The following is a 24028-nucleotide window of genomic DNA, read 5'->3' on the forward strand; positions in this document are numbered from 1 at the left end:
GCCTCATTTGACGCGATGATAGCTGCTGTGCACGTGCATCAGCACGGGACATTGCAGGTGCACGAGGCCTTTCACCGGCAGTTCTGAACTCTTCACGGACCCTTCTCCTGACGGTACGTAAACGGACATAGCCGAGTGAATCGCCAGATTCTCGATAACCGGCCGTGAGCGATTCCCCGCTGAATGTTGATCTTCAGACGCCCGGAGTCGCGCCTTCGTGACCCTCCGTCAGGCGACCTCCTGGCTGTGAGACATCTCACGCGCCACAGAAGCAACTCGACGCCCCGTCGGACACGTCAGGGCAACCAGCGGTGATCGCTCGAAGGCTGGGTGAGATATGTCCGGATTGCGGGCAAACCGCCCGGACGGACACGACGGGAGCGCGGCGCACCCGCCATGACCACGTGAAACTCGAACGGCAGCCGAATGCAGGCCTGACGGGCCGATGTCCTACGATCTCCGGCATGAGCACCGCAGCCATCCCGGGCGCGCCACTGCCCGTCCGCACTCCAGGCTCCCGTGCGCGGGGGCGCCACCGTCGCCCCGAGCGCCCCGAGATCCCGGCCGGATCCCCGGCCCTGGTGCTCGCCGTGCCCGCGACCGCCGGGCCCGAGTCCCGCTCGGTCGTCGAGGAGCTGCTGTCGATCGTCCGCAGCGAGCAGGGCGACATCCAGACCGCCGTCGGCTACCTCCCGGGCGAAGCCGCCCAGGGCGCCGACAGCGACGACCGCACCGTCGCCGAACTGCTGGCCATGGCCGCCGAGGCCGGCCTGCCCGCGCCGGTCCTGGTGCCGCTGGTACCCGGCCCGCACGGATTCCTGACCGAACTCCACGCCCTCGCCGCCGAGTACGGAGCCCCCGTCACCGACGTGCTCGGCCCGCACCCGCTGCTCGCCGAGGCCGTGCACGTGCGCCTGTCCGAGGCCGGCCTGGCGCGTGCCGACCGGGCCCGGCTGTTCGCCATCGCGACCGCCGCGGACGGCGTCGTGCTGACCACCGTCGGCGGCGAGGAGGCCGCTGCCGCTGCCGGCATCACCGGTGTCCTGCTGGCGGCCCGGCTGGCCGTCCCGGTCGTGCCCGCCGCGCTCGACGTGCCGGGCTCGGTCGCCGCGGCCGTCAACCACCTCAAGGAGACCGGCTCCCAGCGCCCGGCGCTGGCCCCGCTGGTGATCGGGCCGGAGGCCGACTCCGAGCTGCTCGCCACGGCCGCCGAGGAGACCGGCTGCCCGTCCGCGGCGCCGCTGGGCGCCTACCCGACGGTCGGCCAGCTGATCGCCTCCACCTACCTGGCCGCGCTGCCGGCGCCCTCCCCCGAGGCCCTGGCGCGGGCCGAGGCCGAGGCGGCGGAGGCCGCCGAGGGCACCCACGCCGACCACTCCGGCCGGGGTGGTCGCGCCGCTCACGCCGCTCACGCCGCCGCCGAGGAGTCGGCCGGCCAGTAGTAGCGGTCACCGTACGTGTGAAGGGCCCGGAACGGCTACGTTCCGGGCCCTTCCCGCTTGTCCCGTAAGGGAGTTAAAGGACGAATGGGTGTGATGTCCGTTCTATCCGTATTTGTTCACCATCGCTCGACGCATCCCCCGATGACCACAGTGCGGACACGCCGCCCTCCCGACGGGCGGGCCCCCGGGCGACCCGACCCACCGTCACCTGCCTCCTGAAGCGCAGACAGTTGCGCGCACCCTTCGCGGGGTTGCCGGAAATCGGTCATTTCCGATCGCGACAAGCGAGGGGAACGACCGTTCTCGCCAAACCGTGATGCGCGTCACAGGTGTTTGCAGTTTGAACTTAAGTCTGCTTAACGTGCTCCCCGTTCGTGGCCACACGAACCCAGTTCATCCGCGACGCCGAGTCCTGCCGTCGGATGTCCTGGCAGCGCGAAAACGCACCACGGCAGGAGCGGGGGACCCACAGGTAAGTCGCCCCGGACCGTTCCCCGGAACGATCCAGGGCTAGGGGTGAAGCCGCGCCCACAGCGCGGCCGGGCAACTCCAGCCCGAATCCGACAGCTCACCTCGCAGGCGTGGGAGAGGACTGCGTCTTCATGCTGCCCACCAACGGCACCCGTCTGTCCAGTCGTACCCGACGCGTGATCGCCGCCGTCGGCGTCGCGGGCGTCGGCCTCACCATCCCCTGCCTCACCTCCGGCACGGCCTCCGCCGCCTCCGTCGCCACCTGGGACAAGGTCGCCCAGTGCGAGAGCACCGGCAACTGGAGCATCAACACCGGCAACGGCTTCTACGGCGGACTGCAGTTCACCTCCAGCACCTGGGCCGCCTTCGGCGGCACCGCCTACGCCCCCCAGGCCAACCAGGCCACCAAGGACCAGCAGATCGCCGTCGCCGAGAAGGTCCTCGCCTCGCAGGGCCCCGGCGCCTGGCCGGTGTGCTCGGTCCAGGCCGGCCTGACCAAGGGCGGCACCCCGGCCGCCGTCGACACCTCGGCCGGCTCGACCACCGGCTCGGCTGCCGGTTCGACCGCCACCAAGCCCGCCGCGAAGCCGGCCGCCCCGGCCGCCAAGCCCGCGCAGACCCAGACCCCGGCCCCGGCCGCGAAGCCCGCCAAGCCGGCCGCACCGGCCCAGGACCAGGCGCAGGCCCCCGCCGACTCCACCAACGGCACCTCGGCCCAGAAGGGCCAGAGCCAGGCCCGGAACAGCGCCCAGCCCCAGGCCGACGACTACACCGTCGCCTCCGGCGACTGGCTGTCCTCGATCGCCGACAAGCACAACCTCCAGGGCGGCTGGCAGCGGCTGTACGAACTCAACCGCGGCACCCTGACCGAGGGCCCGGACTCCATCTACCCGGGCCAGCGCCTCTCGTTCAAGGACGGCGGCCAGGCCCAGCAGTCGGCTCAGGCCGACCGGTCCGGCTCCGGCTCGTCGGCCACGTCCGGCTCGGACTTCACCTGGTTCGACCGCTCGCAGAAGTCCGGCCAGACCTCCAACGGCGCTGTCGCGAGCGCCAAGCCGGCCGCCCAGCCCCAGGCCCCGGCCACCAAGCCGGCCTCCAAGCCGGCCTCCAAGCCGGCCTCCAAGCCGGCCTCCAAGCCGGCCGCCCAGGCTCAGACCCCGGCTCAGACCCCGGCCGCCACCGGCAGCATGGCCGCCGCGGTCTCCTTCGCCCAGTCGAAGGTCGGCCAGGCGTACGTCTACGGCGGTACCGGCAACGGCGGCTGGGACTGCTCCGGCCTGACCCAGGCCGCGCTGCGCGCCGCGGGCGTCTCCGTCCCGCGCGTCGCCGCCGACCAGGCCGCCGCCAGCACCCGCGTCTCGCTGGACAGCCTGCAGGCGGGCGACCTGCTGTTCTGGTCCAACAACGGCCAGAACTCCGGCGTCTACCACGTCGCGATCTACATCGGCGGCGGCCAGTACGTCGAGGCCGCCAACCCGAGCTCGGGCGTGCGCCTGCAGACCGTCGCCAACTGGGCGCCGGACTTCGCCGGCCGGGTCTGAGCACGACCGACGGGTGACAGCCGACAACTGACGGCTGACCCGGCACCCGGGCGGCACACAACGGGCCCCGGAGAGCAACTGCTCTCCGGGGCCCGTCCGTTGACCGTCCTCAGCGCGCGCAGGCCCCCGTGGACCCACGCATGACCAGCTCCGGCTGGAACATGAACTCCCCGCGCTGGACGGCGTTTCCGCCGACCTCCTCCAGCAGCGCGTCCACCGCCGCGGTCGCCATCGCCTCGACCGGCTGGCGGATCGTGGTCAGCGGCGGCTCGGTGAAGGCGATCAGCGGCGAGTCGTCGAAGCCGACCACCGAGACGTCGTGCGGCACCGACAGCCCACGCTGCCGCACCGCCCGGATCGCCCCGAGCGCCATCATGTCGCTGCCGCAGACGATCGCCGTGCAGCCCTTGTCCAGCAGCGCGCCGGCCGCCGCGTGCCCGCCCTCCACGCTGAACAGCGTGTGGTGGACGAGTTCCTCGGCCTCCTCCTGGCTCCGTCCCAGCACCTCGCGCATCGCCGCCGTGAAGCCCTCGATCTTGCGCAGCACCGGCACGTACCGCCGCTGCCCGACCGCCAGCCCGATCCGCTCGTGCCCGAGTTCGGCCAGGTGCTGGACGGCCATCCACATCGCGGCCCGGTCGTCCGGCGAGATGAACGGCGCGTCGATCCGCTCGCTGTAGCCGTTGATCAGCACGAACGGCACCCCTCGCCCGGTCAGCCGGGCGTAGCGGTCGTGGTCGGCGGTGGAGTCGGCGTGCAGCCCGGAGACGAAGACGATGCCCGCCACGCCCCGGTCGACCAGCATCTCGACCAGTTCGTCCTCGGTGGACCCGCCCGGTGTCTGGGTGCACAGCACCGGGGTGTACCCGTGCCGGCTGAGCACCTGCTCGATCACCTGGGCCAGTGCGGGGAAGATCGGGTTGCTCAGCTCCGGCGTGATCAGCCCGATCAGGCCGGCGCTGCGCTGGCGCAGTCGGGTCGGCCGCTCGTAGCCGAGCACGTCGAGCGCCGCCAGCACGGTCTGCCGGGTGGCGGCGGAGACGTTCGCCTTGCCGTTGAGTACGCGGGAGACGGTGGCTTCGCTGACCCCCGCCTGCGCCGCGATGTCTGAGAGTCGCGCCGTAGTCACGGTCCCAGAGCCTATTGCAACCACGTCAGACCGCCCACCAGCCGGTGCTGTCCGGCGCGAGCACCGTCTCGCTGCCGTCGACCACCAGCTCCACCGAGGAGAGCAGCAGCTTTCCGGGCGCCGCTATCCGGACCGGCTCGTCCGTGGCGTTGACGGTGCAGACGAAGGAGCCGCGGCGGAACGTCAGGGTCCCCTCGGGGCCCTCCAGCCACTCCACGGCCGTCCCGGCGCCGAGGTCGTCCTGGGAGCGGCGGACGGCGAGCGCGCTGCGGTACAGCTCCAGGGTGGACGCCGGGTCGCCGGTCTGCGCCTCGACGCTCAGCTCGGCCCACTCGGCCGGCTGCGGCAGCCAGGACGGCCCGCCGGCGACCGGGCCGAAGCCGTACGGGGCCTCGGTGCCGGACCACGGGATCGGGACGCGGCAGCCGTCGCGGTAGCCGTCCTGCCCGGCCTTGCGGAAGAACGACGGGTCCTGGCGGACCTCGTCCGGCAGGTCGGTGACGTCCGGCAGACCGAGTTCCTCGCCCTGGTAGATGTACGCGGAGCCGGGCAGCGCGAGCATCAGCAGGGTGGCGGCGCGGGCGCGGCGCAGGCCGAGCTCGCGGTCGCCGGGCGTGCGGATCTGGGTGCCGAGGCCGGGCGGGTTGGCGAAGCGGGTGGCGTGCCGGGTGACGTCGTGGTTGGACAGCACCCAGGTGGTCGGGGCGTCGACCGGGCGCATCGAGTCGAGCGAGACGTCGATCACCTCGCGCAGCGCGGCGGCGTCCCAACCGGTGCCCAGGTACTGGAAGTTGAAGGCCTGGTGCAGCTCATCGGGGCGCACGTAGTTGGCGGTGCGCTGGACGGTCGGGGTCCAGGCCTCGGCGACGCCGATCCGCTGGCCCGGGTACTCGTCGAGGATCTTGCGCCAGCTGCGGTAGATCTCGTGCACGCCGTCCTGGTCGAAGAACGGCATGACGTCGTTGCCGAGCAGCTTGAGCTGGTCGGAGCCGCCGAGGTCGGGCAGGCCGGGGGCCTTCACCAGGCCGTGGGCGACGTCGATGCGGAAGCCGTCGACACCCATGTCGAGCCAGAACCGCAGGATCGAGCGGAACTCGTCGGCGACGGCCCGGTTCTCCCAGTTGAAGTCGGGCTGCTCGGGGGCGAACAGGTGCAGGTACCAGTCGCCGGGGGTGCCGTCCGGGTTCTCGCTGCGCGTCCAGGCCGGGCCGCCGAAGATGGACTCCCAGTCGTTGGGCGGCAGTTCGCCGTTCTCGCCCTTGCCGGGGCGGAAGTGGTACCGCTCGCGCAGCGGGGACTCGGGGCCCTCGCGCAGGGCGCGCTGGAACCACTCGTGCTGGTCCGAGGAGTGGTTCGGGACGAGGTCGACGATGATCCGCAGCCCCAGCTGGTGGGCGTCCCGGATGAGCGCGTCGGCGTCCAGCAGGCTGCCGAACATCGGGTCCACGGCGCGGTAGTCGGCGACGTCGTAGCCCGCGTCCGCCTGCGGCGAGGCGTAGAACGGCGACAGCCAGACCGCGTCCACGCCGAGGTCGCGCAGGTACGGCAGGCGGCTGCGGATGCCGGGCAGGTCACCCATGCCGTCGCCGTTGGAGTCGGCGAAGCTGCGCGGGTACACCTGGTAGATGACCGCGTCCCGCCACCAGCCTCTGGACGCGCCGCCAGTCGCAGGAGCCGGGGTGACCGCCTCGTGGGCGGCGGCGTCGGCGGCAGGCCGGGAGGTGTCGGCCAGGTTCTGGGTCATGGACGGTATCCCTTGGGGACTAGAGGAGCGAGGAGCGTTACGACTTGGAGGCACCGGCGGTCAGACCGGTGACCAGGTGGCGCTGCACCAGGTAGAAGAAGGCTGCCGACGGGATCGCGATCAGCACGGCGGTCGCGGCCATCAGGTTCCACTGGGCGTCGTGCTCGCTGACGAAGGTCTGCAGGCCCACGGCCAGCGTGTACTTGTCGGAGCTGAGCATGAAGGTGGAGGCGAACGGCACCTCGGCCCAGTACGTGAGGAAGGAGTAGAAGGCGGCCACCGCCAAGCCCGGGCGGGCGAGCGGCAGCACCAGCCGCCAGAAGGTGCCGAACGGGCTGAGCCCGTCGACCCGGCCGGCCTCGTCGATCTCCACCGGGATGGTGTCGAAGTAGCCCTTCAGCAGCCACGCGCAGTACGGCACGGTGGTGGTCGAGTAGACCAGGATCAGGCCCAGGTAGCTGTCCAGCAGGCCGAGGTCGGAGAGCATCGTGTACATCGGCACGATCAGCACCGCGATCGGGAACATCTGGGTGACCAGCAGCGACCACATCAGCGGCCGGTGGCCGGGGAAGCGCATCCGGGAGACGGCGTAGCCGGTGGTGGCGGCGACCAGGACGCCGAACACGGTGGTGACGCCGGAGACCAGCAGGGCGTTGCCGAACCAGGTGAAGAAGTCCGTGTCGAACAGCACGTGGTGGTAGTTCGACAGCGTGAGCTTGTCGAGGATCGCGCCGGGGTGGAGGTAGTCGGTCTTGTCCGGGCCGAGCGAGACGAAGAGGATCCACGCCACCGGGAACAGCGCGATCAGGCCGGCCACGATCAGGGTGCCGTGGGACAGCGCCCTGGCCAGCAGGCTGCTCTCACCGCGCCGGCGGACCTTGGCCGGCCGGGCGGCCGGGGCCACGGTCGTCGCGGGGGTGGGGAGTTCGGTGGTGGTGCTCATCGGGGGTACCTGCCTTCGTGGGTCAACTGGGTCCGGGGCCTCAGCCGTTGGCCTGCTCGTTGCGGGCGAGCCAGCGCCGGTAGAAGGCGGTGAAGACGATCAGGATGGACAGCAGGATCACGCCGTAGGCGGCGGACTGCGCGTAGTCCCGGGGGATCTGGCCGAAGCCGAGCCGGTAGGCCCAGGTGACCAGCAGTTGGGCGTCGGGCGCACCGGTGCCGAAGAGCAGGAAGATGACGTTGAACTGGTTGAACGTCCAGATCACGCCGAGCAGGACGACGGTGGAGGAGACGGCCCGCAGCCCGGGCAGGGTGACGTACCGGAAGCGCTGCCACGGCGTGGCGCCGTCCATCTCGGCGGCCTCGTACAGCTCGGCCGGGATCGACTGCAGGCCGCCGAGCAGCGAGATCATCATGAACGGCACGCCGGCCCAGGTGTTGACCAGGATCGCGGCGGACTTCTGCGCCCATGGGTCGGTGAGCCAACCGGGTTCGGGCAGGTGGAGGAAGGAGAGCATGCTGTTGACGACACCGCCGTCGGACAGCATCAGTCGCCAGGAGAAGACGGTGACGAAGGTCGGCACGGCCCAGGGCAGGATGAGCAGCATCCGGTAGACGGCGCGGCCGCGCAGCTTCTTGTTGAGCAGCAGGGCGAGGCCCAGGCCGAGGGTGTAGTGCAGGCAGACGCAGATGGCCGTCCAGGCGATGGTCCAGACGAAGTGGGACCAGAAGCGGTCGTACGAGCCGGGGCCCCACAGGATGTCGGCGTAGTTGTGGAAGCCGACGAAGTCGTAGCTGGCCGGGATCTCGTTGACGCCGATCTTGCGGGCGACGTTGAGGCTGTTGGCGTCGGTCAGGGTGAGCCAGAGGCCCTGGACCAGCGGGTAGAGCACCAGCGCACCGAGGACCAGCACCACGGGGGCGATCATCGCGTAGGCGTACCAGTGCTTGGCGTAGGAGCGCTTGACGCGTTCCAGCAGGCCCGGACGCTGCTCGCGCTCCGGGCTGCCCTTGCCGGTGGCGCCCTGCACGGCGACTGACATCGATTGACACCTTCTCGGGGGGAAGTCTCGGGGAGAGCGGGTCCGGCCGCCGGGCCCGCCGGGTGGCCGCCGCCGCGAGAGCGGCGGCGGCCCGGACGGCCGACGGCGACTACTTGGCGAAGCCCGGCAGCAGCTTGGCGTAGTCGGTGGCGACGGTGTTCAGCGCGTCCTGGGTGCCGGTGCCCTGGACGGCCTTGCCCAGGTTGGTGCCGAGCGAGGAGAACAGCGAGCTGTACTCGGGCAGTTCGGGGCGCGGCTTGGCGCTGCCGAGGACGGCCTGGAAGCCGGCGATGCCGGGGTCGGCCTTGACGTCGGCGGTGAAGGCGTCGGAGCGGGTCGGCAGGGTGGAGTTCTTCTGCGCGATGAACGCCTGGCTCTCCGCCGAGGTCATGAAGGCGGCGAACTTCTCGGCGGCGGCCTTGTGGGCCTGGTCGGCACCGGCGTAGACGGAGATGTTGTGCCCGCCGGTGGGCGCACCGGACTTGCCGCTGGAGCCCGCCGGGACGGGCGCGATGCCGAGGTTGTTCTTGTCGGCGAACGCGGCGCCCTTGTAGATGTTGGTGATCTCCCACGGGCCCTGGACGATGGCCGCGACCTTGCCGTTGTTGAAGGCGTCCATCATGTGCGCGTAGGCGTCGGTGGTCACGTCGGCCTTGGCCATGCCGGGCGCGGTGAACATCGTCTTGTAGGTCTCGATGGCCTTGACGGCCTCCGGCGAGGTGACGGTGATCTTCTTGCCGGCGGCGTCGACGGTGTCGGTGCCCTCGCCGAACAGGAACGGCATCGCGTAGTAGCCGTCCGCGGCCTTCAGCCAGAAGCCGTCGACACCGGCCTTGTCCTTGAGCGCGGCGGCGTCGGTCTTCAGCTCGTCCCAGGTCTTGGGGGCGTCGGTGATGCCGGCCTTGGCGAACAGCTCCTTGTTGTAGAGCAGGCCCAGGGTGTCGGTGACCAGCGGCACGCCGTACAGCTTGCCGTCGAACTTGGCCTGCTGGATCAGGCTGGGCTGGAAGGCGGAGGTGTCGGCGACGGCCGGGGTGCCGTCGAGCGGCTCCAGGTAGCCGGCCTTGGCGAAGGCGGCGGTCCAGCCGACCTCGGAGCGGAACACGTCCGGAGCGCCCTTGGCCCCCATGGCGGTCTGGAGCTTGTTCTGCGCCTGGTCGAACGGGACGTTGACGAAGTCGACCTTGACGTTCGGGTTGGCGGCCTCGAACTTCTTGACCAGCTCCTGGTAGTTCGGCGCCTCGTTGGTGGCGTTCGAGGTGTCCCAGTAGGTGAGGGTGACCGGCCCGTCGGCCTTGCCGTTTGAGCTGGAGCCGCTGCTGCCACAGGCAGCCATCGAGACCGCGAGGGCCACAACGAGGGCAGAGGCCGCGATGCCACGCCGCATGAGAACTCCTTGGGAGGGTGGGGGTGCCCGAGATCTTCGGAGACAGGCGCATAATGGCTGCCTCGTGCCGACTGCACCGTTGCTGCCGTCGGGCTCGGAAGGAAGTTAACAGCGGTGCAATAGCGACGGAAAGTCCTTGCAGCAAGTTTCTGCAAGAAACGGCGATCGTTACGCCCACGTGTCCTGGACGTAGCCGCACGGTAGTTGACAGTGCGACCAAATGTCCGGCTTCGCCCGCTTCGATCCGGTACCGGATGGCCGAGAGCACCACCATCCCTGGCCGAAAACCGCTTGCAGCAGACTGAACGCATGCGTATCAGAGCCGCCATGAGGGACGAACTACCGCTGCTGTGCGAACTGGAGCGGGCCGCCGGGGCCCCCTTCGCCGCGATCGGCATGCCGGAGATCGCCGACGACGAACCACCGGCCCCGCACGAGCTGGCCCACTACCTGGACGCGGGCGTCGCCCTGGTCGCCGTCCCCGACGCGACCGACCTGCCCCAGCAGCCCGGTCCCGGTCCGATCGCCGGCTACCTGCTCGCCGAGCCGGTGGACGGCGCCCTGCACATCGAACAGGTGTCGGTCCACCCCGACCACGCCCGCCGGGGCATCGGCCGGGCGCTGATCGAACACCTCGCGGCCGGCACCGACGCCCCCGCGCTCACCCTCACCACTTTCGCCGACGTCCCCTGGAACGCCCCCTACTACGCCCGCTGCGGCTTCCGCCCGCTCGCCGACCACGAGCTCACCCCGGGCCTGCGGGAGATCCGCCGCAAGGAGGCCGAGCACGGTCTCGACCGCTGGCCCCGGCTCTGCATGCGCCGGGACCTCGCACGGGACCCCCAGCGGGACCTCACCCCGGACGCGCCCGGAGCGCTCAGCTGACGCCCAGCCGCAGCACGGTGGTCGAGCGGAACTCCTCCCCCGGCCGCAGCACGGTGCTCGGGAACGCCGGGTGGTTCGGGGAGTCCGGGAAGTGCTGGGTCTCCAGCGCGATCCCGGCGAACGGCCCGTACGGGACGCCGCTCGCGCCGGTGACCGCCCCCTGGAACTTGTTGGCCGTGTAGACCTGGACGCCCGGCTCGGTGGTCAGCACCTCCAGGGTGCGCCCGCTGACCGGGTCCTCCAGCAGCGCCGCCCGGGCCGGGCCGCCGTCGGCCGGCCGGGCCCTGAGCACCCAGTTGTGGTCGTAGCCGCCGGGCCCGGCCAGCTGCGGGTGGTCGTCGTGCACCGACTTGCCGATCGGCGTGGCCACCGTGAAGTCGAACGGCGTGCCGACCACCGGTTCGGTCCGCCCGTACGGGATCTGCCGCTCGTCGGCCGGGGTGTAGGCGTCGGCGTCGAGGGTGAGCAGGTGGCCGAGGACGTCGCCGTTCCCTTCACCCGCAAGGTTGAAGTACGCGTGGTTGGTCAGGTTGACCACAGTCGGCTTGCTGGTGACGGCGCGGTAGGCGATCACCAGCTCGCCGGCCGGGTCCAGGGTGTAGGAGACGGTGACGTCCAGCACGCCGGGGAAGCCCTGGTCGCCGTCCGGGCTGTGCAGCCGCAGCCGCACCCCGCCCTCGATCCCCTCGGCCTCCCAGATCCGCTGCGCGAAGCCGTCCGGCCCGCCGTGGATGGTGATGCCGCCGCCGGTCGGGGCGAGCGGGTGCTCCTCGCCGTCGATGGTGATCCTGGAGCCGTCGATCCGGTTGGCGTACCGGCCGACCACGGTGCCGTAGTGCCGGGCCGGGCCGAGGATCTGCGTCAGCTGGTCGGTGGAGAGCAGCAGTTGGGCGGGGCGCCCGGCGCGGTCCGGCCCGGTGAGGGTGTGCAGGGTGGCGCCGAGGGTGAGCACGCTCGCCTCGTACGGGCCGGCGGAGAGCGTCCAACGCTCGATCGCGGCGCCCGCGCCCGAGGGGTCGAGGGGTTCGTGCCGCACGCTGGTGGCCTCGCTCGCCATGGCCTGCTCCTCACTGGCGGTCGCGGGGTGCCGTGACCGCCCCGGTTCCGGGTCCGTCCAGGGGGTCGCCACGGCGACCCCACGTCTGCGTCAGCCTAGCGACGGCGACCGCCCCGGGAGCGCTCCCGTGCCTCCGCGCGCCGCCCGGGCGCCCGCCGCCCGCGCGCCCGGGCCGCCACGGCTACTCCTCCTCGGGCTCCGCCCCCGGCCGGGTGGCCCCGCGCGGCTGCGTCGGCAGCCCGAGGGCGGAGGCCAGGCCGTCCGGCCCGCTGCCCGCCTTGCGGTAGACCGCGGCCAGTCGACGGTTGACCAGGCTGAGGTGCACGCCGAGCTCGTCGGCGATGCGCTGCGGCGGCACGCCCTGCACCGCGAGGTTGGCGACCTCCCACTCGGGCTGGCTGAGCGTCTCCCGGAAGTCGCGCAGCCCCAGCCGGTTGGGCCGCAGGCCGTAGTTGGCCAGCTCCCGCCGCGCCTGGTCGACCAGCCCCTCGGCCGAGCAGTGCTGGGCCAGTTCGATGCCCTGGTACAGGTACTCCTGCGCGTCCTCCAGCCGCCCGACCCGGCGCAGCGCGGCGCCGAGGTCGACCAGCGCGACGGCGTGCTCGTACCCGGCCGGCGACTGGCCGAGGTACATCACGGCCTGCTCCAGCAGCTCGACCGCCTGCTGGCCGTCCTCGATCTGGGCGTTCAGCCGCAGCGCGGTGCCGATCGCCGAGGCGGTGCCGAAGGTGCGGGCGTCCTGGACGGCCTTGTGGGCGTACTCGCGGGCCCGGTCGGGCTCGTCGGCCGCGATCGCGATGGCGAGGTGGCCGGCCCAGGGCGCCCAGACGGTGTTGTGCCAGCCGCGGGCCTCCAGTTGGGCGCCGGCCTCGGTGAGTGCGGCGGCCGCCCCGGCGTAGCGCTTCTTGGCGATCAGCAGCTTGCCGTACAGCGAGGGCGCGTCGGGCAGCACCATCGCGGTCGCGTGGTACGGCGGGTGGAAGCCGAACTTGACGGCGAGTTCCCAGGCCTCCTCGGTCCGGCCGCGGGCGAGCAGGGTGTCCACCAGGACGCCGACGGCGTCCCAGGCGAGCGGCAGCTTGGGGCCGATCCGCTCGGACAGTCGCAGCGCGCGGCGCAGGAAGTCCTCGGCCTCGGCGAGCAGGCCGCGGCGGAAGCGGGCGAGGCCCATCAGGAAGTACGCGAAGCCCCGGTGGGCACCGCTCCACCCGGCGACCTCGAACTGGATGATGGCGTCCGCGAACAGCCGCTCGGCCTGGGCGATGCGGTCGTTGTAGGTGTAGGTGAGGCCGAGCATGGAGGGCAGTTCGAAGCCCCAGGTGCTGTTGGTCCAGCCGAGTCCCTTGGGCAGTCGGCCTGCGTCGAGGACCGAGTCGGCGTAGGTCAGAGCCTCGGCGGAGGGGGCGCCGCGCAGGGTGAGGTCCCAGGCGCGCATCGCGAGGACGGCCCGGTCGGCGGCGTCGCGGGTGCTGAGGCCGTCGCACATGAGGCCGAGCCGGGTGGAGCGGCCGGGCCCGTCGTCCTCGGACTTGCGGAAGGCGTGCCACATGAACGAGGCGGCCTGGAGCCGGAGTCGGCCGGCCGGGTCGGCGGTCTGCTCGGCCTCGTCCTGGCAGACCACCGCGGCCTGGCGCAGTTCGCCGCTGTGTGCGAGCACCTCGGAGAGCCGGAAGGTGGCGTCGACCCGCAGTTCGGGGCGCAGCGGCCCCTCGTCGGGGTCGAGGGCGAGCTTGAGCTGGTTGACGGTGGCGACGGGGTCGGTGAGCAGCGCGGAGCAGCCCAGTTCGTACAGCACCTCGGCGCGGATGTCGTCGGCCGGGGGTTCGTTGAGGGCTCGGTGCAGGCAGCGCTGGGCGGCTTCGGGGGCGCCGATCAGCAGGTATTCGACGGCGGCCCGGCGCAGTTTGCGGACGGTCTTGTCGTCGCCCTCGCCGGAGAAGGTCTCGACGAGGTGGCGGGAGGCGGCGAGCAGGCCGAGTCCGGCGTTCTCGATCTCGGCGGCGGCGACGCCGTGCATGCCGGTGCGGGTGGCCTCCGGCATGGTGTTGTAGATCGAGCTGCCGATCAGCGGGTGGACGAACTCCAGGTTGCCGTTGGGGGTCTGGGTGAGCACGCGCTGCTTGCGCAGCTGCTTGATGGCGTCGCGGGCGCCCTCGGTGGTCTGGGCGCAGATCCGGGTGGCGAGGTCGACCCGGATGTCGGTGCCGAGCATCGCGCAGGCCCAGGCGAAGCGCAGGGTGCCGGAGCCGAGCCGGTCGATCCAGCTCTTGAGGGTCATTCCGGTGGCGTCGACGGCGAGTTCGCGCAGTTGTTGGGAGTTCTCCTCGACCGGTTCGAGGTCCTGGTCGCGGACCTGGTCGAGCAGGGCGACGGCTTCGAAGGGGTTGCCGTTGACGACGTTCCAGAACTCGTAGCAGAAGGCGTCCTCGGCCTTGTCGCCGAGTTCGGCGCGGATCATGTCGGTGACGGAGACCAGCGAGAGCCGGTTGAGCTCGTGCTTGCTGGTGGCGAGGCCGAGGACGGCCTTGCGGTGCTGCTGGATCTCGGTCGGCCAGTCGTTCTCGTCCTCGCGGAAGGCGAAGACGAGCAGGACGGGCAGTTCGCGGGAGCGGACGGCGAACTGGGTGAGCCAGGAGAGCGACTCGTGGTCGCCCCAGTGCAGGTCGTCGACGATCATGACCAGCGGGGCCCGGCGCGGCGCGAGTTGGGTGAGGACGTAGTCGAGGCCGTCGCGCACGCCCTGGGGGTCGAGGCGGCGGGCGCCGGCCTTGGGCCGCTTGAGGCCCATGGCCGGTCCGACGACCTCCTCCCAGGTGCCCATGACCTGGCGGAACTCGTCGGGCTCCAGGCTGGTGAGGAGGGGTTGGAGGAGCTGGCGCAGCACGTGGTAGGGCTCGTTGAACTGGCGTTCGCCGCCGCGGGCGAACAACACGGTGGCGCGGTCGCGGAGTTTGGCGACCCGTCGGACCTCGTGCAGCAGGCTGGTCTTGCCGATGCCGGGGCGGCCGGAGAAGGCGAGCAGTTCGCCGATCTCGGTGCCGCCGGCCGCGAATTCGCAGCAGAGTTTGTCGACGGCCGTTTCGACGGAGCGCAGTTCGGCGTCGCGGTCGCGCAGCCTGACCCTCGGCGAGGTGCTGTCGCCGTCCCGGCCGGAACCTGATCCCGTCCGAAGTTCGTTGTCCTGCTCGGTCACCGTCGTGCCTCCGCCTCGCCACTCGCGTCACAGCCCGTGTCGCTGCTCGCATCACTGCCCGTGGAGCCGAGGTTAGCGCTGCGTGGCACTCACTGTGGGGCATTCGCGCAGGCTGGGGCGGACGGTGAGGGTTCGGACGCCTTGCCAAGGGCAATTGCCCTATACCCCTAACGTCCGATCATTACATCAGATACCCTACGGCCCGCGAGGCGAAGATGATCTTTCGCTACCACCCTCTCCCCGGAAGCCTCGCCGCGTCAACTCCCCCCACACCGAGCGTTCGAACCACTAGTGCCCCCACCCTTCGCCGCACCGGGAGTCCGATGTCTGACGACACCTCACTTCAGATTCCGTTCCCGCACCGCCGCAGCCCGCACGGCCCGCAGGCCACCGCACTGCACCGTGACTGGCTGGTCCGCCACCCGCTGCTCCCCGACGTCGACCACCCCGGGTACGCACACTGGGAGGTGGTCGACCTCGCCGCCCTCGGCTACCCCGACACCGGCCCGGACGAACTCTCCCTCGCCGCCGACCTGATGGGCTTCTACTTCCTCTTCGACGACCAGTTCGACGGCCCGCTCGGCCGCCGCCCGACGGAGGTCGCCCCCATCTGCGAGCGGCTGATCGCCGTCCTGCACGGCGCCCGCCCCGACCAGGACTCGCCGGTCGAGACCGCCTTCGCCGACCTCTGGGACCGCAGCGTGCGCGGCATGCCCGCCCGTTGGCAGGCCCGCGCCGCGTACAACTGGGAGTGGTACCTGGCCAGTCACCCCGCCGAGGCCGCCGGCCGCATCTCCACCCGGCCACCCGACCGCGACGGCTACCTGGTGCTCAGACGAGGCACCGCGGCGATGGAGACCATCTTCGACATGGTCGAACGCCTCGGCCAGTTCGAGGTCCCCGCCGCCGTCCTGCACCACCCGGTGCTGCGTCAACTGCGCCAACTGGCCGCCGACATCCCCTCGCTCAGCAACGACGTCCGGTCGTTCCCGCTGGAAGCCCCGCGCGGCGACGTCAACAACCTGGTGATGATCGTCCAGCGCGAGCGCCGCTGCTCGGCCGAGGAGGCCTGCGCGGTGGTGCTGGAGGAGGCGCAGCTGATGGTCGAGCGCTGCCGGGACCTGCACGGCCGACTGCCGGACGTCTACCGGGAGTTGGGGCTCTCCCGAGTCGAACGGACGATCGCCCAGCGGTACGCGGACGGGCTGGTCACCTGGCTCGCCGGCTACCTGTACTGGGAGTCCCGCACCGGCCGCTACCACGCGGTCTGACACCGTCCCGACCGGAGCGCGGAGACACGGTGCGCGCCCCCGCGCGACGGCCGGAACGCGCACCCTCCGTACGGGCCGGGCGCACGGACCGTAGCCGCGCCCCGCGCCGGGCGGCTATCGTGCTCGACGGCGGACGCCCCGGCGGGCCTCCGCCCCGAATTGCGTGTCCGCACCCTCCCGCCGGGCCGCCCCCGCGCCGGGCGCGGCCCGGCGCGCCGCCCCCGCCACCCGGTCCGGGCGGCGCCCGACGTCGCGAGGAGACACCAGAGCATGACGGTCTACCAGCCCCCCGGCACGCCCGGCAGCATCGTCGCCTACCGCTCCCGGTACGAGCACTGGATCGGCGGCGGCTGGACCCCGCCGGCGCGCGGCGAGTACTTCGGCGACCCGACCCCGGTCACCGGCGAGGTGTTCACCGAAGTCGCCCGCGGCACCGCCGAGGACATCGAGGCCGCGCTGGACGCGGCCCACGCCGCCGCCCCCGGCTGGGGGCGCACCCCGCCCGCCGAGCGGGCCCAGGTGCTGCTGCGGATCGCCGACCGGATGGAGGCGAACCTGGAGCGGCTGGCCGTCGCGGAGAGCTGGGAGAACGGCAAGCCGGTGCGCGAGACGCTGGCCGCCGACCTCCCGCTCGCGGTCGACCACCTGCGCTACTTCGCGGGCGCGCTGCGCGCCCAGGAGGGCGGCCTGTCCCAGCTGGACGAGGACACCGTGGCGTACCACTTCCACGAGCCGCTGGGCGTGGTCGGCCAGATCATCCCGTGGAACTTCCCGATCCTGATGGCGGTCTGGAAGCTCGCCCCGGCGCTCGCGGCCGGCAACGCGGTGGTGCTCAAGCCCGCCGAGCAGACCCCGGCCTCGGTGCTGCTGTGGGCCGAGCTGACCGCCGACCTGCTGCCGCCCGGTGTGGTCAACATCGTCACCGGCTTCGGCGAGGAGGCCGGCGCCCCGCTGGCCTCCAGCAACCGCATCCGCAAGATCGCCTTCACCGGCGAGACCACCACCGGCCGGCTGATCGCCCGCTACGCCAGCGACAACCTGATCCCGGTCTCGCTGGAACTCGGCGGCAAGAGCCCCAACCTGTTCTTCGCGGACGTCGCCGACGCCTCGGACGCCTTCTACGACAAGGCGGTCGAGGGCTTCGCGATGTTCGCCCTCAACCAGGGCGAGGTGTGCACCTGCCCCAGCCGGGCGCTGATCCAGTCCTCGGTCTACGAGCGGCTGCTCGCCGACGGCCTGGAGCGGGTGCGCGCGATGCGCCAGGGCGACCCGCTGGACACCGAGACCCAGGTCGGCGCGCAGGCCAGCGCCGAACAGCTGAAGAAGGTCCTCTCCTACTTCGAGATCGGCCAGGCCGAGGGCGCCAAGCTGCTGGCCGGCGGCGAGCGGGCCGACCTCGGCGGCGCCCTGGCCGGCGGGTACTACGTGACGCCGACGGTGTTCGAGGGCGTCAACAGCATGCGGGTCTTCCAGGAGGAGATCTTCGGCCCGGTCGTCTCGGTCACCCGCTTCGAGGACTTCGCCGAGGCGATCAGCCTCGCCAACGACACCCAGTACGGGCTCGGCGCGGGCGTCTGGACCCGCGACCTCAACACCGCCCACCGCGCCGGGCGCGCCATCCAGGCCGGCCGGGTGTGGACCAACTGCTTCCACGCCTACCCCGCCCACGCGGCCTTCGGCGGCTACAAGAACTCCGGCATCGGCCGGGAGAACCACAAGGCACTGCTGGAGCACTACCAGCAGACCAAGAACCTGCTGGTCAGCTACTCCCCGGACGCGGTCGGCCTCTTCTAGGCCACGGCCTTCACGAAACACGGAGCGGGAGACCGGTCCCGGCCTCCCGCTCCGCCGCCACTCCCCGTGGCCGCACCGCGAACGCCCGCTGGGACGTCCACGCTGCGCAACCCTCCGTAGGGCAAAACGCCCATTTCGGGATCTAAGCACATGAATGCGCGATTTTCTCGACGCGCCGCCGACATGCCCGAACACACCCGGCGAACGCCGTAAACAGGACTCCCCGTCCCTCACCCCCGGGAGTCCCGATGACCATCTCCCCCGCCAAGCTCTCCGACCCCACCGTGCGCGCCTTCGTCGCCGCGGTCAACGCGGGCGACCGCGACGCCTTCCTGGCCACCCTCACCCCGGACGCGACCATGTCCGACGACGGCTCCGACCGCGACCTGCCCCAGTGGATCGACAAGGAGATCTTCACCGTCCGCGGCCGGATGGACGTCCAGACCGAATCGGACGGCGGCCACGCGCTGATCGCCAACTTCACCAACGACACCTGGGGCGAGATGCGCACCGCCTGGCGCTTCACCCTCACCGGCCCCAAGATCACCCGCTTCGAGACCGGCCAGGCCTGACGGCTCGGGACCGGGCCCGCCGCTACCCGGACAGCCCCAGGCACCCCCGCACCGCGCGGATCAGGTTGCGCGAGCGGATGTCGCCGGTGACACCCGGCTGCATGCCGTTGGTGACGTAGCCGAAGCCCAGCCCGAGCTCCGGGTCGGCGAAGCCCAGCGAGCCGCCCCGGCCGGGGTGGCCGAAGCTCGCCGGGGAGGCCATCGGCGCGGTCGGGCCGTGCCGCCAGAAGCCCAGGCCGAAAGTAGAGTTGACGATCAGCACCCGGTCCGGCCCGCTCACCTCGGGCCCGGCCGCGCGGGTCAGCACCCCGGACCCGAGCAGCGGCGGCAGCAGCGCGCCGGAGCCGTCCGGGCGGTCGGCGGCGCCGATCAGCGCCGCGTAGAACCGGGCCAGTGAGCGGGCGGTGCCGATGCCCCCCGCGCCGGGGATCTCGGCGGCCTGCACCGCCGGGTCGTTGAGGTCCACCCCGGGGCGCACCGAGGCGAAGGACCGCGCGGTCAGCGAGGCCGGGTCCTGGTAGGCGTCCCGGACGGACTGCTTGGGTCGCAGTCGCAGCCCGCTCGGCCCGGTCCGGGCCGCCTCCGGGGCGGGCAGGTCGACCAGCCGGCCGACCCTCGGCGCGGCCCCGGCCGGCAGCCCGATCCACAGGTCCAGCCCGAGCGGCCGGGCGATCTCCTCGGCGAAGTACTGGCCGATCGTGCGCCCGCTCACCCGCCGCACCACCTCGCCGACCAGCCAGCCGAAGGTGTACGGGTGGTAGCCGTGCGCGGTGCCCGGCTCCCAGGCGGGCGCCTGCGCGGCCACCGCGGCCACCGCGCGCTCCCAGGTCAGCACGTCCTCCAACCGCAGCGGCACGTCCAGCGCGGGCACCCCGGCCTGGTGCGACAGCAGCCAGCGCACCGACACCCCGCCCTTGCCGGCCTGCGCGAACTCGGGCCAGTAGGAGGCCACCGGGGCGTCCAGGTCGAGCAGGCCGCGCTCGGCCAGCAGCAGCGCGGTGGCCGCGGTCAGGCCCTTGGTGACCGAGCGCAGCACCTGGGCGGTGTCCGCCGTCCAGGGCACCGCCGGCGCGGGCCGCCCGCCGACCTCGGGCCGGGCGTCACCGCCCCACAGGTCGACCACCTTGCGGCCGCGCGCGTACAGCGCGAAGGCCGCGCCCAGTTCGCCGTACTCGCGGAAGTTCCGCGCGAAGGCCTCCCGTACGGGCTCGAACCCCTCGGCCGTCTCGCCCCAGATCTCCACCACCGCGCGCCGCCCTCAGCCTGTCCGGTTCCTGCGTTCCCGCCCGCGTCGGATCGCACACGAATCACACACGAATCACATTGCGCATCACATGCGAATCGAGCTCGGATCGCACTCGAAAAGCGTTCGAAGCGGGCCCCGAAACCCTAACCTGTCCATCATGACCAACCCTGCCGAAGAACTGCTGGACGTCGTCGACGAGCACGACCGGGTGATCGGGACGGCGCTGCGCGGGGAGGTGTACCGGCAGGGGCTCACCCACCGGTGCGTCTTCATCCTGGTCCGCGACCCGGCCGGGCGGATCTTCGTCCACCGCCGCACCGGCACCAAGCTGTTCGCCCCCGGCGCGTACGACATGTTCGTCGGCGGCGTGGTCGGCTCCGGCGAGACGTACGCCGAGGCCGCCGTACGCGAGGCCGAGGAGGAGCTCGGCGTGCACGGGATCAGCCCGCGTCCGCTCTTCAAGTTCCTCTTCCGGCAGGACCGGCTCTCCTGGTGGAGCGACATGTACGAGGCCGAGTGGGACGGCCCGGTCCAGCCGCAGGAGTCCGAGGTCGCCTGGCACGCCTGGCTCACCCCCGCCGAGCTCGCCGACCGCCTCGCCCGCGACCACTTCGTCCCCGACGGCCGCGAGGCCTACCGCCGCTACCTGGACCTCCACGCCGCGTAGGCCCCGCCCCGGACGGCGGATAGGGTGGCGCGCATGGCCTCCCGTACGCCGTCGCCGACGGCCGCCCGCGCTGCACGGACCCCCGCCCCGGAGCAGGCACCGGCCCCGGAGCAGGCACCGGCCCAGGCGCCGGACCGGGCACCGGCCCGGGCGGCTGCCGGTGAGCGGCCGCGCCGCAGGCTCAGCGTGGACGAGCGGCGCGAGCAGCTGATCGCCGTCGCGCTGGAGCTGTTCAGCCGCCGCCCGCCGGAGGAGGTGTCGATCGACGACATCGCCGCCGCCGCGGGGGCCTCCCGGCCGCTGGTGTACCACTACTTCCCCGGCAAGCAGGCGCTGTACGAGGAGTCGCTGCGGCGGGCCGGGCGGGAGCTCTCGGCGCGCTTCGAGGAGGCCGCCGACGGGCCGCTGTCCGAGCGGCTGTACCGGGTGATGGGCCGCTACCTGGACTTCGTGCAGAGCCACGGGCCCGGCTTCGCGGCGCTGCTGCGCGGCGGCTCGGTGGCGGCCAGCGCGGGCACCTCGGCGGTGATCGACGAGGTGCGGCGGGCCGCCCACGACCAGATCCTCTCCCACCTGGCGATCCCCGCGCCGAGCCCCGGGCTGCGGCTGACCGTCCGGGCCTGGATCGCCAACGCCGAGATCACCTCGCTGGAATGGCTGGCCGAACGCTCGGTGCCGCTGGAGGAACTGCAGCTGCACCTGGTGCAGGAGTTCGTCGCCTCCCTCACCCTCACCGCCGCCCGGGAGCCGGCGCTCGCCGCCGAACTCGCCTCGTTCTTCGCGGACGAGCGTCCTGACGGCCCGACCGGGCGCCTGGTGCGGGAGCTCGCCGGACTGTTCGCCGTCCCCGGGATCGCCGAGGCGGTCACCGCGCTCGCCACCGCACCGTCCGGCGAAACGTCCCCGCAGGCCACGGGCGAAACGGCCGCGGCTCCCATCGGGTGATCCGCCGGTTCGGTCCCGACAGCGGGCTCTGATAGGAATGAGCACGGATCCGACGGCACGCCGCCACGGCGCGCGCGGACCCACCCGAACCAGCGGACCGCAGACGCAGCAGAGCGGGGGGCTCAACAGTTGACCCAGGACGTCCAGTTCAGCGCGGAGGCCAATCCCTTCGCGGCGGCGGAGCAGGTCTGCGCGACCCTCGGCACGCTCACCGACGCCCTCTTCGACGAGCGCACCTCCCGCCATCCGGCGGCCTCGCTCAGCGCCCTACGTCCGGCCGAACACCCCGCCTCAGAGGCGCTGTTCGGCCTCCCACTGGCCCCGAACGGCCCGGTGCACGCGGCCGTGGACCGGCTCGGCACGGTGCTCACCGCCGGCACGGCCCGCCCCGGTACCGGCGCCCGGGTCGCCGACCGGGTGACCACCGCCCTCCACACCCGCTACGGCGGCGGGGCGGTGCGCGGCGCGATCGCCGACCGGGGCACCACCTCGGCCGCGCTGTTCCAACTGCCGGTCACCGGCGAATTCGCCGACCCCAAGCTGCGCCCTCCGTTCGCCCCGGCGCTGGCCGCGCTGGCCGCCGGGCAGCAGACCCGCCAGCCGGTCGAACTGGCCACCGGCGCGGGCGCCGAGGTCCGGCTGGTGGTCCCGCCCGGCTTCCACCCGCTGACCTCCCCCGGTGGTCCCGCCGGGGTCTGCTCCCGTACGGTGCCCGCGCCGGCGGGCGGGGCGGACGGCGTCGACCCGGCCACCGCCGCGGCCGCCGAGGAACTGACCGGGCATCTGGCCGAGGTCGCCGAGGAGCTGTTCAGCGGTGACGGTCCGGAGCAGCGCCGCGACTTCGCGGTCATCTCCGCCACCCTCGCCGACCTGGTCCACGACGCCGGCACGGTCTACGCCGGCGTCTGCGCGCTGGACGTGGACGGCCGGGCCTCCGACGCCGCCCTGGTCGTCTCGCTCGCCCGGCACCCGCTGCCGATCACCGCGCTCGCCACCGAGCTCGCCACCGTCCGGCGGCACGCCGAGGTGTGGACGGTCCTGCTGCCGGCCGGGCCGGCCGCCGTCCTGGTCGAGGGACGGACCGTCCCGGTGCCGGGGCCGCTGTCCGCCGACGGGCAGCGGCGCTGGGTGGTCACCTCGGCGGTCGAGGCCTTCGTCCCGCTGCCGGACGGCGGCACCGTGCTCTGCGTCCAGCTGTCCACGGCGCAGCCGGAGGACTGGGACCTGTACACGCAGGCGTTCGCGGAGCTGCTGAAGAGCGTTCAGTTCGGCTGGGACGGGGAGGTGTCCGGCGCCGTGCGCGCGCCCGTGCCCGCCACGCCTGCCGCCGCTCCCACTCCCGCTCCCGTCGAGAAGGAGCCGGAAGAGGTGCCGGCGCAGCTCCCGCCCGAGGACTTCAACCCGTTCGCGCCCGTCGCGGAGGCCTCCCCGGCCGACGCCGAGCCACAGGCGGCGCCGGCCAGGCGGAAGGGCACGCCGGTCATGGTGCCCCCGCCGGACTTCAACCCCTTCGCCCCGGAAAGCCTCCCGTCCACCCCGGACACGTCCCCGGCGGCGGCCGCCCCGGCCACCGACCCGTTCGGCACGGTGACGGCCGACCAGTCGGACCCGTTCGGCACCACGCTCGCGGCGCAGGGCCCGGCCGTCCCACCGCCGCCCTCCGCACCGCCGGCCGTTCCCGCGCAGGTTGCTCCCGCGCAGGACGCCCCGCGGAAGGGCACGCCGGTCATGGTGCCTCCGCCGGACTTCAACCCCTTCGCCCCGGAAAGCCTCCCGTCCACCCCGGACGAAGCGACGGAGACCGACGCGGCGGAGGCTTCGGGCCCGGAGACCAGGCCGTTCGGCTGAGCCCCGACCACTGCCCCTCCGCCAGGATCCAACCGCAGGATCGACAGGAGGCCGCGACGCCGAGAGCCGGCAGTTGACCGCCATTGTGGACAACGCCCGGACGCGACAGGAAGGTTGGGAGGCCCTACGCCGTCAGCCGGCGCGCCGGGCCAGGTGGACCACGTCCGGCACGCCGCGGCTGACCGGGATCTCGTGCGTGACGACGTCGGAGAAGCCCGCCGCCCGCAGTGCCTCCTCGAAGTCCGCGGAGGGCTGCGCGCTCCACACCGCCAGCACCCCGCCCGGATGCAGCCGGTGCCAGAGCACCGCGAGCCCGTCGGCGCCGTACAGCCCGGCGTTGGAGTCGGTGACGGTCCAGTCCGGGCCGTTGTCGATGTCGAGGCACAGCGCGTCGTAGCGCTCGCCGTCGGCAGCCGCCAGGTACTCCAGCAAGTCGGTGTGGAGGACCTGGACCCGCTGGTCCTCCAGCGCGCCGCCGGAGAAGGCGCCGAGCGGCCCGCTCCGGTGCCAGTCGATGACGGCGCTCTCGCGCTCGACGATGGCGATCCGCCCCCAGCGCGGCTCGGCCGCCGCGTACGCCAGCGAGAAGCCGACGCCGAGGCCTCCGATCAGCACCGAGGGCTCCGCGGGGGCGCCGGTGCGGTCCAGTTCGTCCAGCGCCGCCTGGATCAGCAGGCGTTCGGAGCGGCCGTCGGCGGTGTCCATCAGGAAGCAGCCGTTGGCGATGATCTCGAAGTGCCGACCGCGCCGGCGCAGCACCACCTCGCCGAACGGGCCGTCCCGCCGGTCGAGCGTGACGACGGCCTCGTGAGCGTCCCGTTCGGGCAGTGCGGTGGACATGCGGCTTCCTC

At 72.6% G+C, this 24028-nt stretch carries 18 protein-coding genes and 1 riboswitch; of the genes, 9 read left to right on the forward strand and 9 right to left on the reverse strand.

The features are described 5' to 3' along the window. Window positions 1-464 precede the first annotated feature (464 nt). Window positions 465-1442, forward strand: coding sequence for a hypothetical protein (locus tag ACIP37_RS09325; protein ID WP_363631498.1), 978 nt, complete (start codon window positions 465-467; stop codon window positions 1440-1442). A 434-nt stretch (window positions 1443-1876) separates the two neighbouring features. Then, a riboswitch (cyclic di-AMP (ydaO/yuaA leader) is annotated at window positions 1877-2037 on the forward strand. Beyond that, window positions 2024-3454, forward strand: a complete 1431-nt coding sequence (locus tag ACIP37_RS09330; protein ID WP_400843563.1) for a transglycosylase family protein — start codon at window positions 2024-2026, stop codon at window positions 3452-3454. (Overlaps the previous riboswitch by 14 nt.) Before the next feature lie 109 nt (window positions 3455-3563). Here the strand turns inward: ACIP37_RS09330 and ACIP37_RS09335 are convergent, their stop codons facing one another. The 5 genes from ACIP37_RS09335 to ACIP37_RS09355 form a co-directional block, all read right to left on the reverse strand. Beyond that, the gene (locus ACIP37_RS09335; RefSeq protein WP_208869121.1) at window positions 3564-4583 is read right to left on the reverse strand and encodes a LacI family DNA-binding transcriptional regulator; all 1020 of its coding nucleotides are present in this window, start codon (window positions 4581-4583) and stop codon (window positions 3564-3566) included. A gap of 25 nt (window positions 4584-4608) precedes the next feature. Further along, window positions 4609-6327: a glycoside hydrolase family 13 protein gene (locus tag ACIP37_RS09340; protein ID WP_400805257.1), complete on the reverse strand. Its 1719-nt coding sequence runs from the start codon at window positions 6325-6327 to the stop codon at window positions 4609-4611. A gap of 37 nt (window positions 6328-6364) precedes the next feature. Beyond that, on the reverse strand, window positions 6365-7270 hold the full coding sequence (locus ACIP37_RS09345; protein WP_363585891.1) for a carbohydrate ABC transporter permease: 906 nt from the start codon (window positions 7268-7270) through the stop codon (window positions 6365-6367). Window positions 7271-7310: 40 nt separating this feature from the next. Further along, the gene (locus tag ACIP37_RS09350; RefSeq protein WP_400843566.1) at window positions 7311-8312 is read right to left on the reverse strand and encodes a carbohydrate ABC transporter permease; all 1002 of its coding nucleotides are present in this window, start codon (window positions 8310-8312) and stop codon (window positions 7311-7313) included. 109 nt (window positions 8313-8421) lie between these two features. Beyond that, window positions 8422-9699 carry an extracellular solute-binding protein gene (locus ACIP37_RS09355; protein WP_063350123.1) on the reverse strand — a complete coding sequence of 426 codons (1278 nt, stop codon included), beginning with the start codon at window positions 9697-9699 and terminating at the stop codon, window positions 8422-8424. A 309-nt stretch (window positions 9700-10008) separates the two neighbouring features. Between ACIP37_RS09355 and ACIP37_RS09360 the strand changes: the two genes are divergently transcribed. Next, window positions 10009-10584 carry a GNAT family N-acetyltransferase gene (locus ACIP37_RS09360; RefSeq protein ID WP_400805255.1) on the forward strand — a complete coding sequence of 192 codons (576 nt, stop codon included), beginning with the start codon at window positions 10009-10011 and terminating at the stop codon, window positions 10582-10584. On the opposite strand, the gene ACIP37_RS09365 is transcribed toward ACIP37_RS09360, so the two are convergent. Together ACIP37_RS09365 and ACIP37_RS09370 are read right to left on the reverse strand one after the other, a co-directional pair. Further along, complete coding sequence (locus tag ACIP37_RS09365) at window positions 10577-11641, reverse strand: aldose epimerase family protein (protein WP_400805253.1); 1065 nt, start codon at window positions 11639-11641, stop codon at window positions 10577-10579. The genes ACIP37_RS09360 and ACIP37_RS09365 overlap by 8 nt on opposite strands. A gap of 181 nt (window positions 11642-11822) precedes the next feature. After that, on the reverse strand, window positions 11823-14834 hold the full coding sequence (locus ACIP37_RS09370) for an ATP-binding protein (RefSeq protein ID WP_400843569.1): 3012 nt from the start codon (window positions 14832-14834) through the stop codon (window positions 11823-11825). 323 nt (window positions 14835-15157) lie between these two features. On the opposite strand from ACIP37_RS09370, the gene ACIP37_RS09375 reads away from it, so the two are divergent. The 3 genes from ACIP37_RS09375 to ACIP37_RS09385 all read left to right on the forward strand — a co-directional run bounded on the left by ACIP37_RS09375 (window position 15158) and on the right by ACIP37_RS09385 (window position 18471). Then, complete coding sequence (locus ACIP37_RS09375; RefSeq protein ID WP_350875605.1) at window positions 15158-16105, forward strand: terpene cyclase; 948 nt, start codon at window positions 15158-15160, stop codon at window positions 16103-16105. Between the two features lie 270 nt (window positions 16106-16375). Continuing rightward, the gene (locus ACIP37_RS09380) at window positions 16376-17899 is read left to right on the forward strand and encodes an aldehyde dehydrogenase family protein (protein ID WP_363585886.1); all 1524 of its coding nucleotides are present in this window, start codon (window positions 16376-16378) and stop codon (window positions 17897-17899) included. A gap of 248 nt (window positions 17900-18147) precedes the next feature. Then, entirely contained in the window at window positions 18148-18471 is a 324-nt protein-coding gene (locus tag ACIP37_RS09385) for a nuclear transport factor 2 family protein (protein ID WP_363377241.1), read from the forward strand. A gap of 22 nt (window positions 18472-18493) precedes the next feature. Here the strand turns inward: ACIP37_RS09385 and ACIP37_RS09390 are convergent, their stop codons facing one another. Further along, on the reverse strand, window positions 18494-19717 hold the full coding sequence (locus ACIP37_RS09390; protein ID WP_363631505.1) for a serine hydrolase domain-containing protein: 1224 nt from the start codon (window positions 19715-19717) through the stop codon (window positions 18494-18496). Between the two features lie 157 nt (window positions 19718-19874). Between ACIP37_RS09390 and ACIP37_RS09395 the strand changes: the two genes are divergently transcribed. From ACIP37_RS09395 to ACIP37_RS09405, 3 genes are all read left to right on the forward strand, one after another. Beyond that, window positions 19875-20384 carry an NUDIX hydrolase gene (locus ACIP37_RS09395; RefSeq protein WP_400805248.1) on the forward strand — a complete coding sequence of 170 codons (510 nt, stop codon included), beginning with the start codon at window positions 19875-19877 and terminating at the stop codon, window positions 20382-20384. A 33-nt stretch (window positions 20385-20417) separates the two neighbouring features. Beyond that, entirely contained in the window at window positions 20418-21329 is a 912-nt protein-coding gene (locus tag ACIP37_RS09400; RefSeq protein ID WP_400805246.1) for a TetR/AcrR family transcriptional regulator, read from the forward strand. Window positions 21330-21458: 129 nt separating this feature from the next. Beyond that, a complete protein-coding gene (locus ACIP37_RS09405) occupies window positions 21459-23177 on the forward strand; it encodes a hypothetical protein (protein WP_400805244.1) in 1719 nt (572 codons plus the stop codon). Between the two features lie 132 nt (window positions 23178-23309). Here ACIP37_RS09405 and ACIP37_RS09410 read toward each other — a convergent pair whose 3' ends face one another. Next, window positions 23310-24017, reverse strand: a complete 708-nt coding sequence (locus ACIP37_RS09410; RefSeq protein ID WP_363631511.1) for a spermidine synthase — start codon at window positions 24015-24017, stop codon at window positions 23310-23312. Window positions 24018-24028: the final 11 nt, after the last annotated feature.

It is taken from the genome of Kitasatospora sp. NPDC088861 (assembly GCF_044750105.1).
Lineage (GTDB): Bacteria > Actinomycetota > Actinomycetes > Streptomycetales > Streptomycetaceae > Kitasatospora.

Coding starts and splice junctions, on each gene's coding strand:
- ACIP37_RS09345 (WP_363585891.1), bottom strand. CDS start 7,270: ATGAGCACCACCACCGAACTCCCCACCCCCGCGACGACCGTGGCCCCG.
- ACIP37_RS09385 (WP_363377241.1), top strand. CDS start 18,148: ATGACCATCTCCCCCGCCAAGCTCTCCGACCCCACCGTGCGCGCCTTC.
- ACIP37_RS09340 (WP_400805257.1), bottom strand. CDS start 6,327: ATGACCCAGAACCTGGCCGACACCTCCCGGCCTGCCGCCGACGCCGCC.
- ACIP37_RS09410 (WP_363631511.1), bottom strand. CDS start 24,017: ATGTCCACCGCACTGCCCGAACGGGACGCTCACGAGGCCGTCGTCACG.
- ACIP37_RS09375 (WP_350875605.1), top strand. CDS start 15,158: ATGTCTGACGACACCTCACTTCAGATTCCGTTCCCGCACCGCCGCAGC.
- ACIP37_RS09365 (WP_400805253.1), bottom strand. CDS start 11,641: ATGGCGAGCGAGGCCACCAGCGTGCGGCACGAACCCCTCGACCCCTCG.
- ACIP37_RS09400 (WP_400805246.1), top strand. CDS start 20,418: ATGGCCTCCCGTACGCCGTCGCCGACGGCCGCCCGCGCTGCACGGACC.
- ACIP37_RS09325 (WP_363631498.1), top strand. CDS start 465: ATGAGCACCGCAGCCATCCCGGGCGCGCCACTGCCCGTCCGCACTCCA.
- ACIP37_RS09350 (WP_400843566.1), bottom strand. CDS start 8,312: ATGTCAGTCGCCGTGCAGGGCGCCACCGGCAAGGGCAGCCCGGAGCGC.
- ACIP37_RS09355 (WP_063350123.1), bottom strand. CDS start 9,699: ATGCGGCGTGGCATCGCGGCCTCTGCCCTCGTTGTGGCCCTCGCGGTC.
- ACIP37_RS09380 (WP_363585886.1), top strand. CDS start 16,376: ATGACGGTCTACCAGCCCCCCGGCACGCCCGGCAGCATCGTCGCCTAC.
- ACIP37_RS09395 (WP_400805248.1), top strand. CDS start 19,875: ATGACCAACCCTGCCGAAGAACTGCTGGACGTCGTCGACGAGCACGAC.
- ACIP37_RS09360 (WP_400805255.1), top strand. CDS start 10,009: ATGCGTATCAGAGCCGCCATGAGGGACGAACTACCGCTGCTGTGCGAA.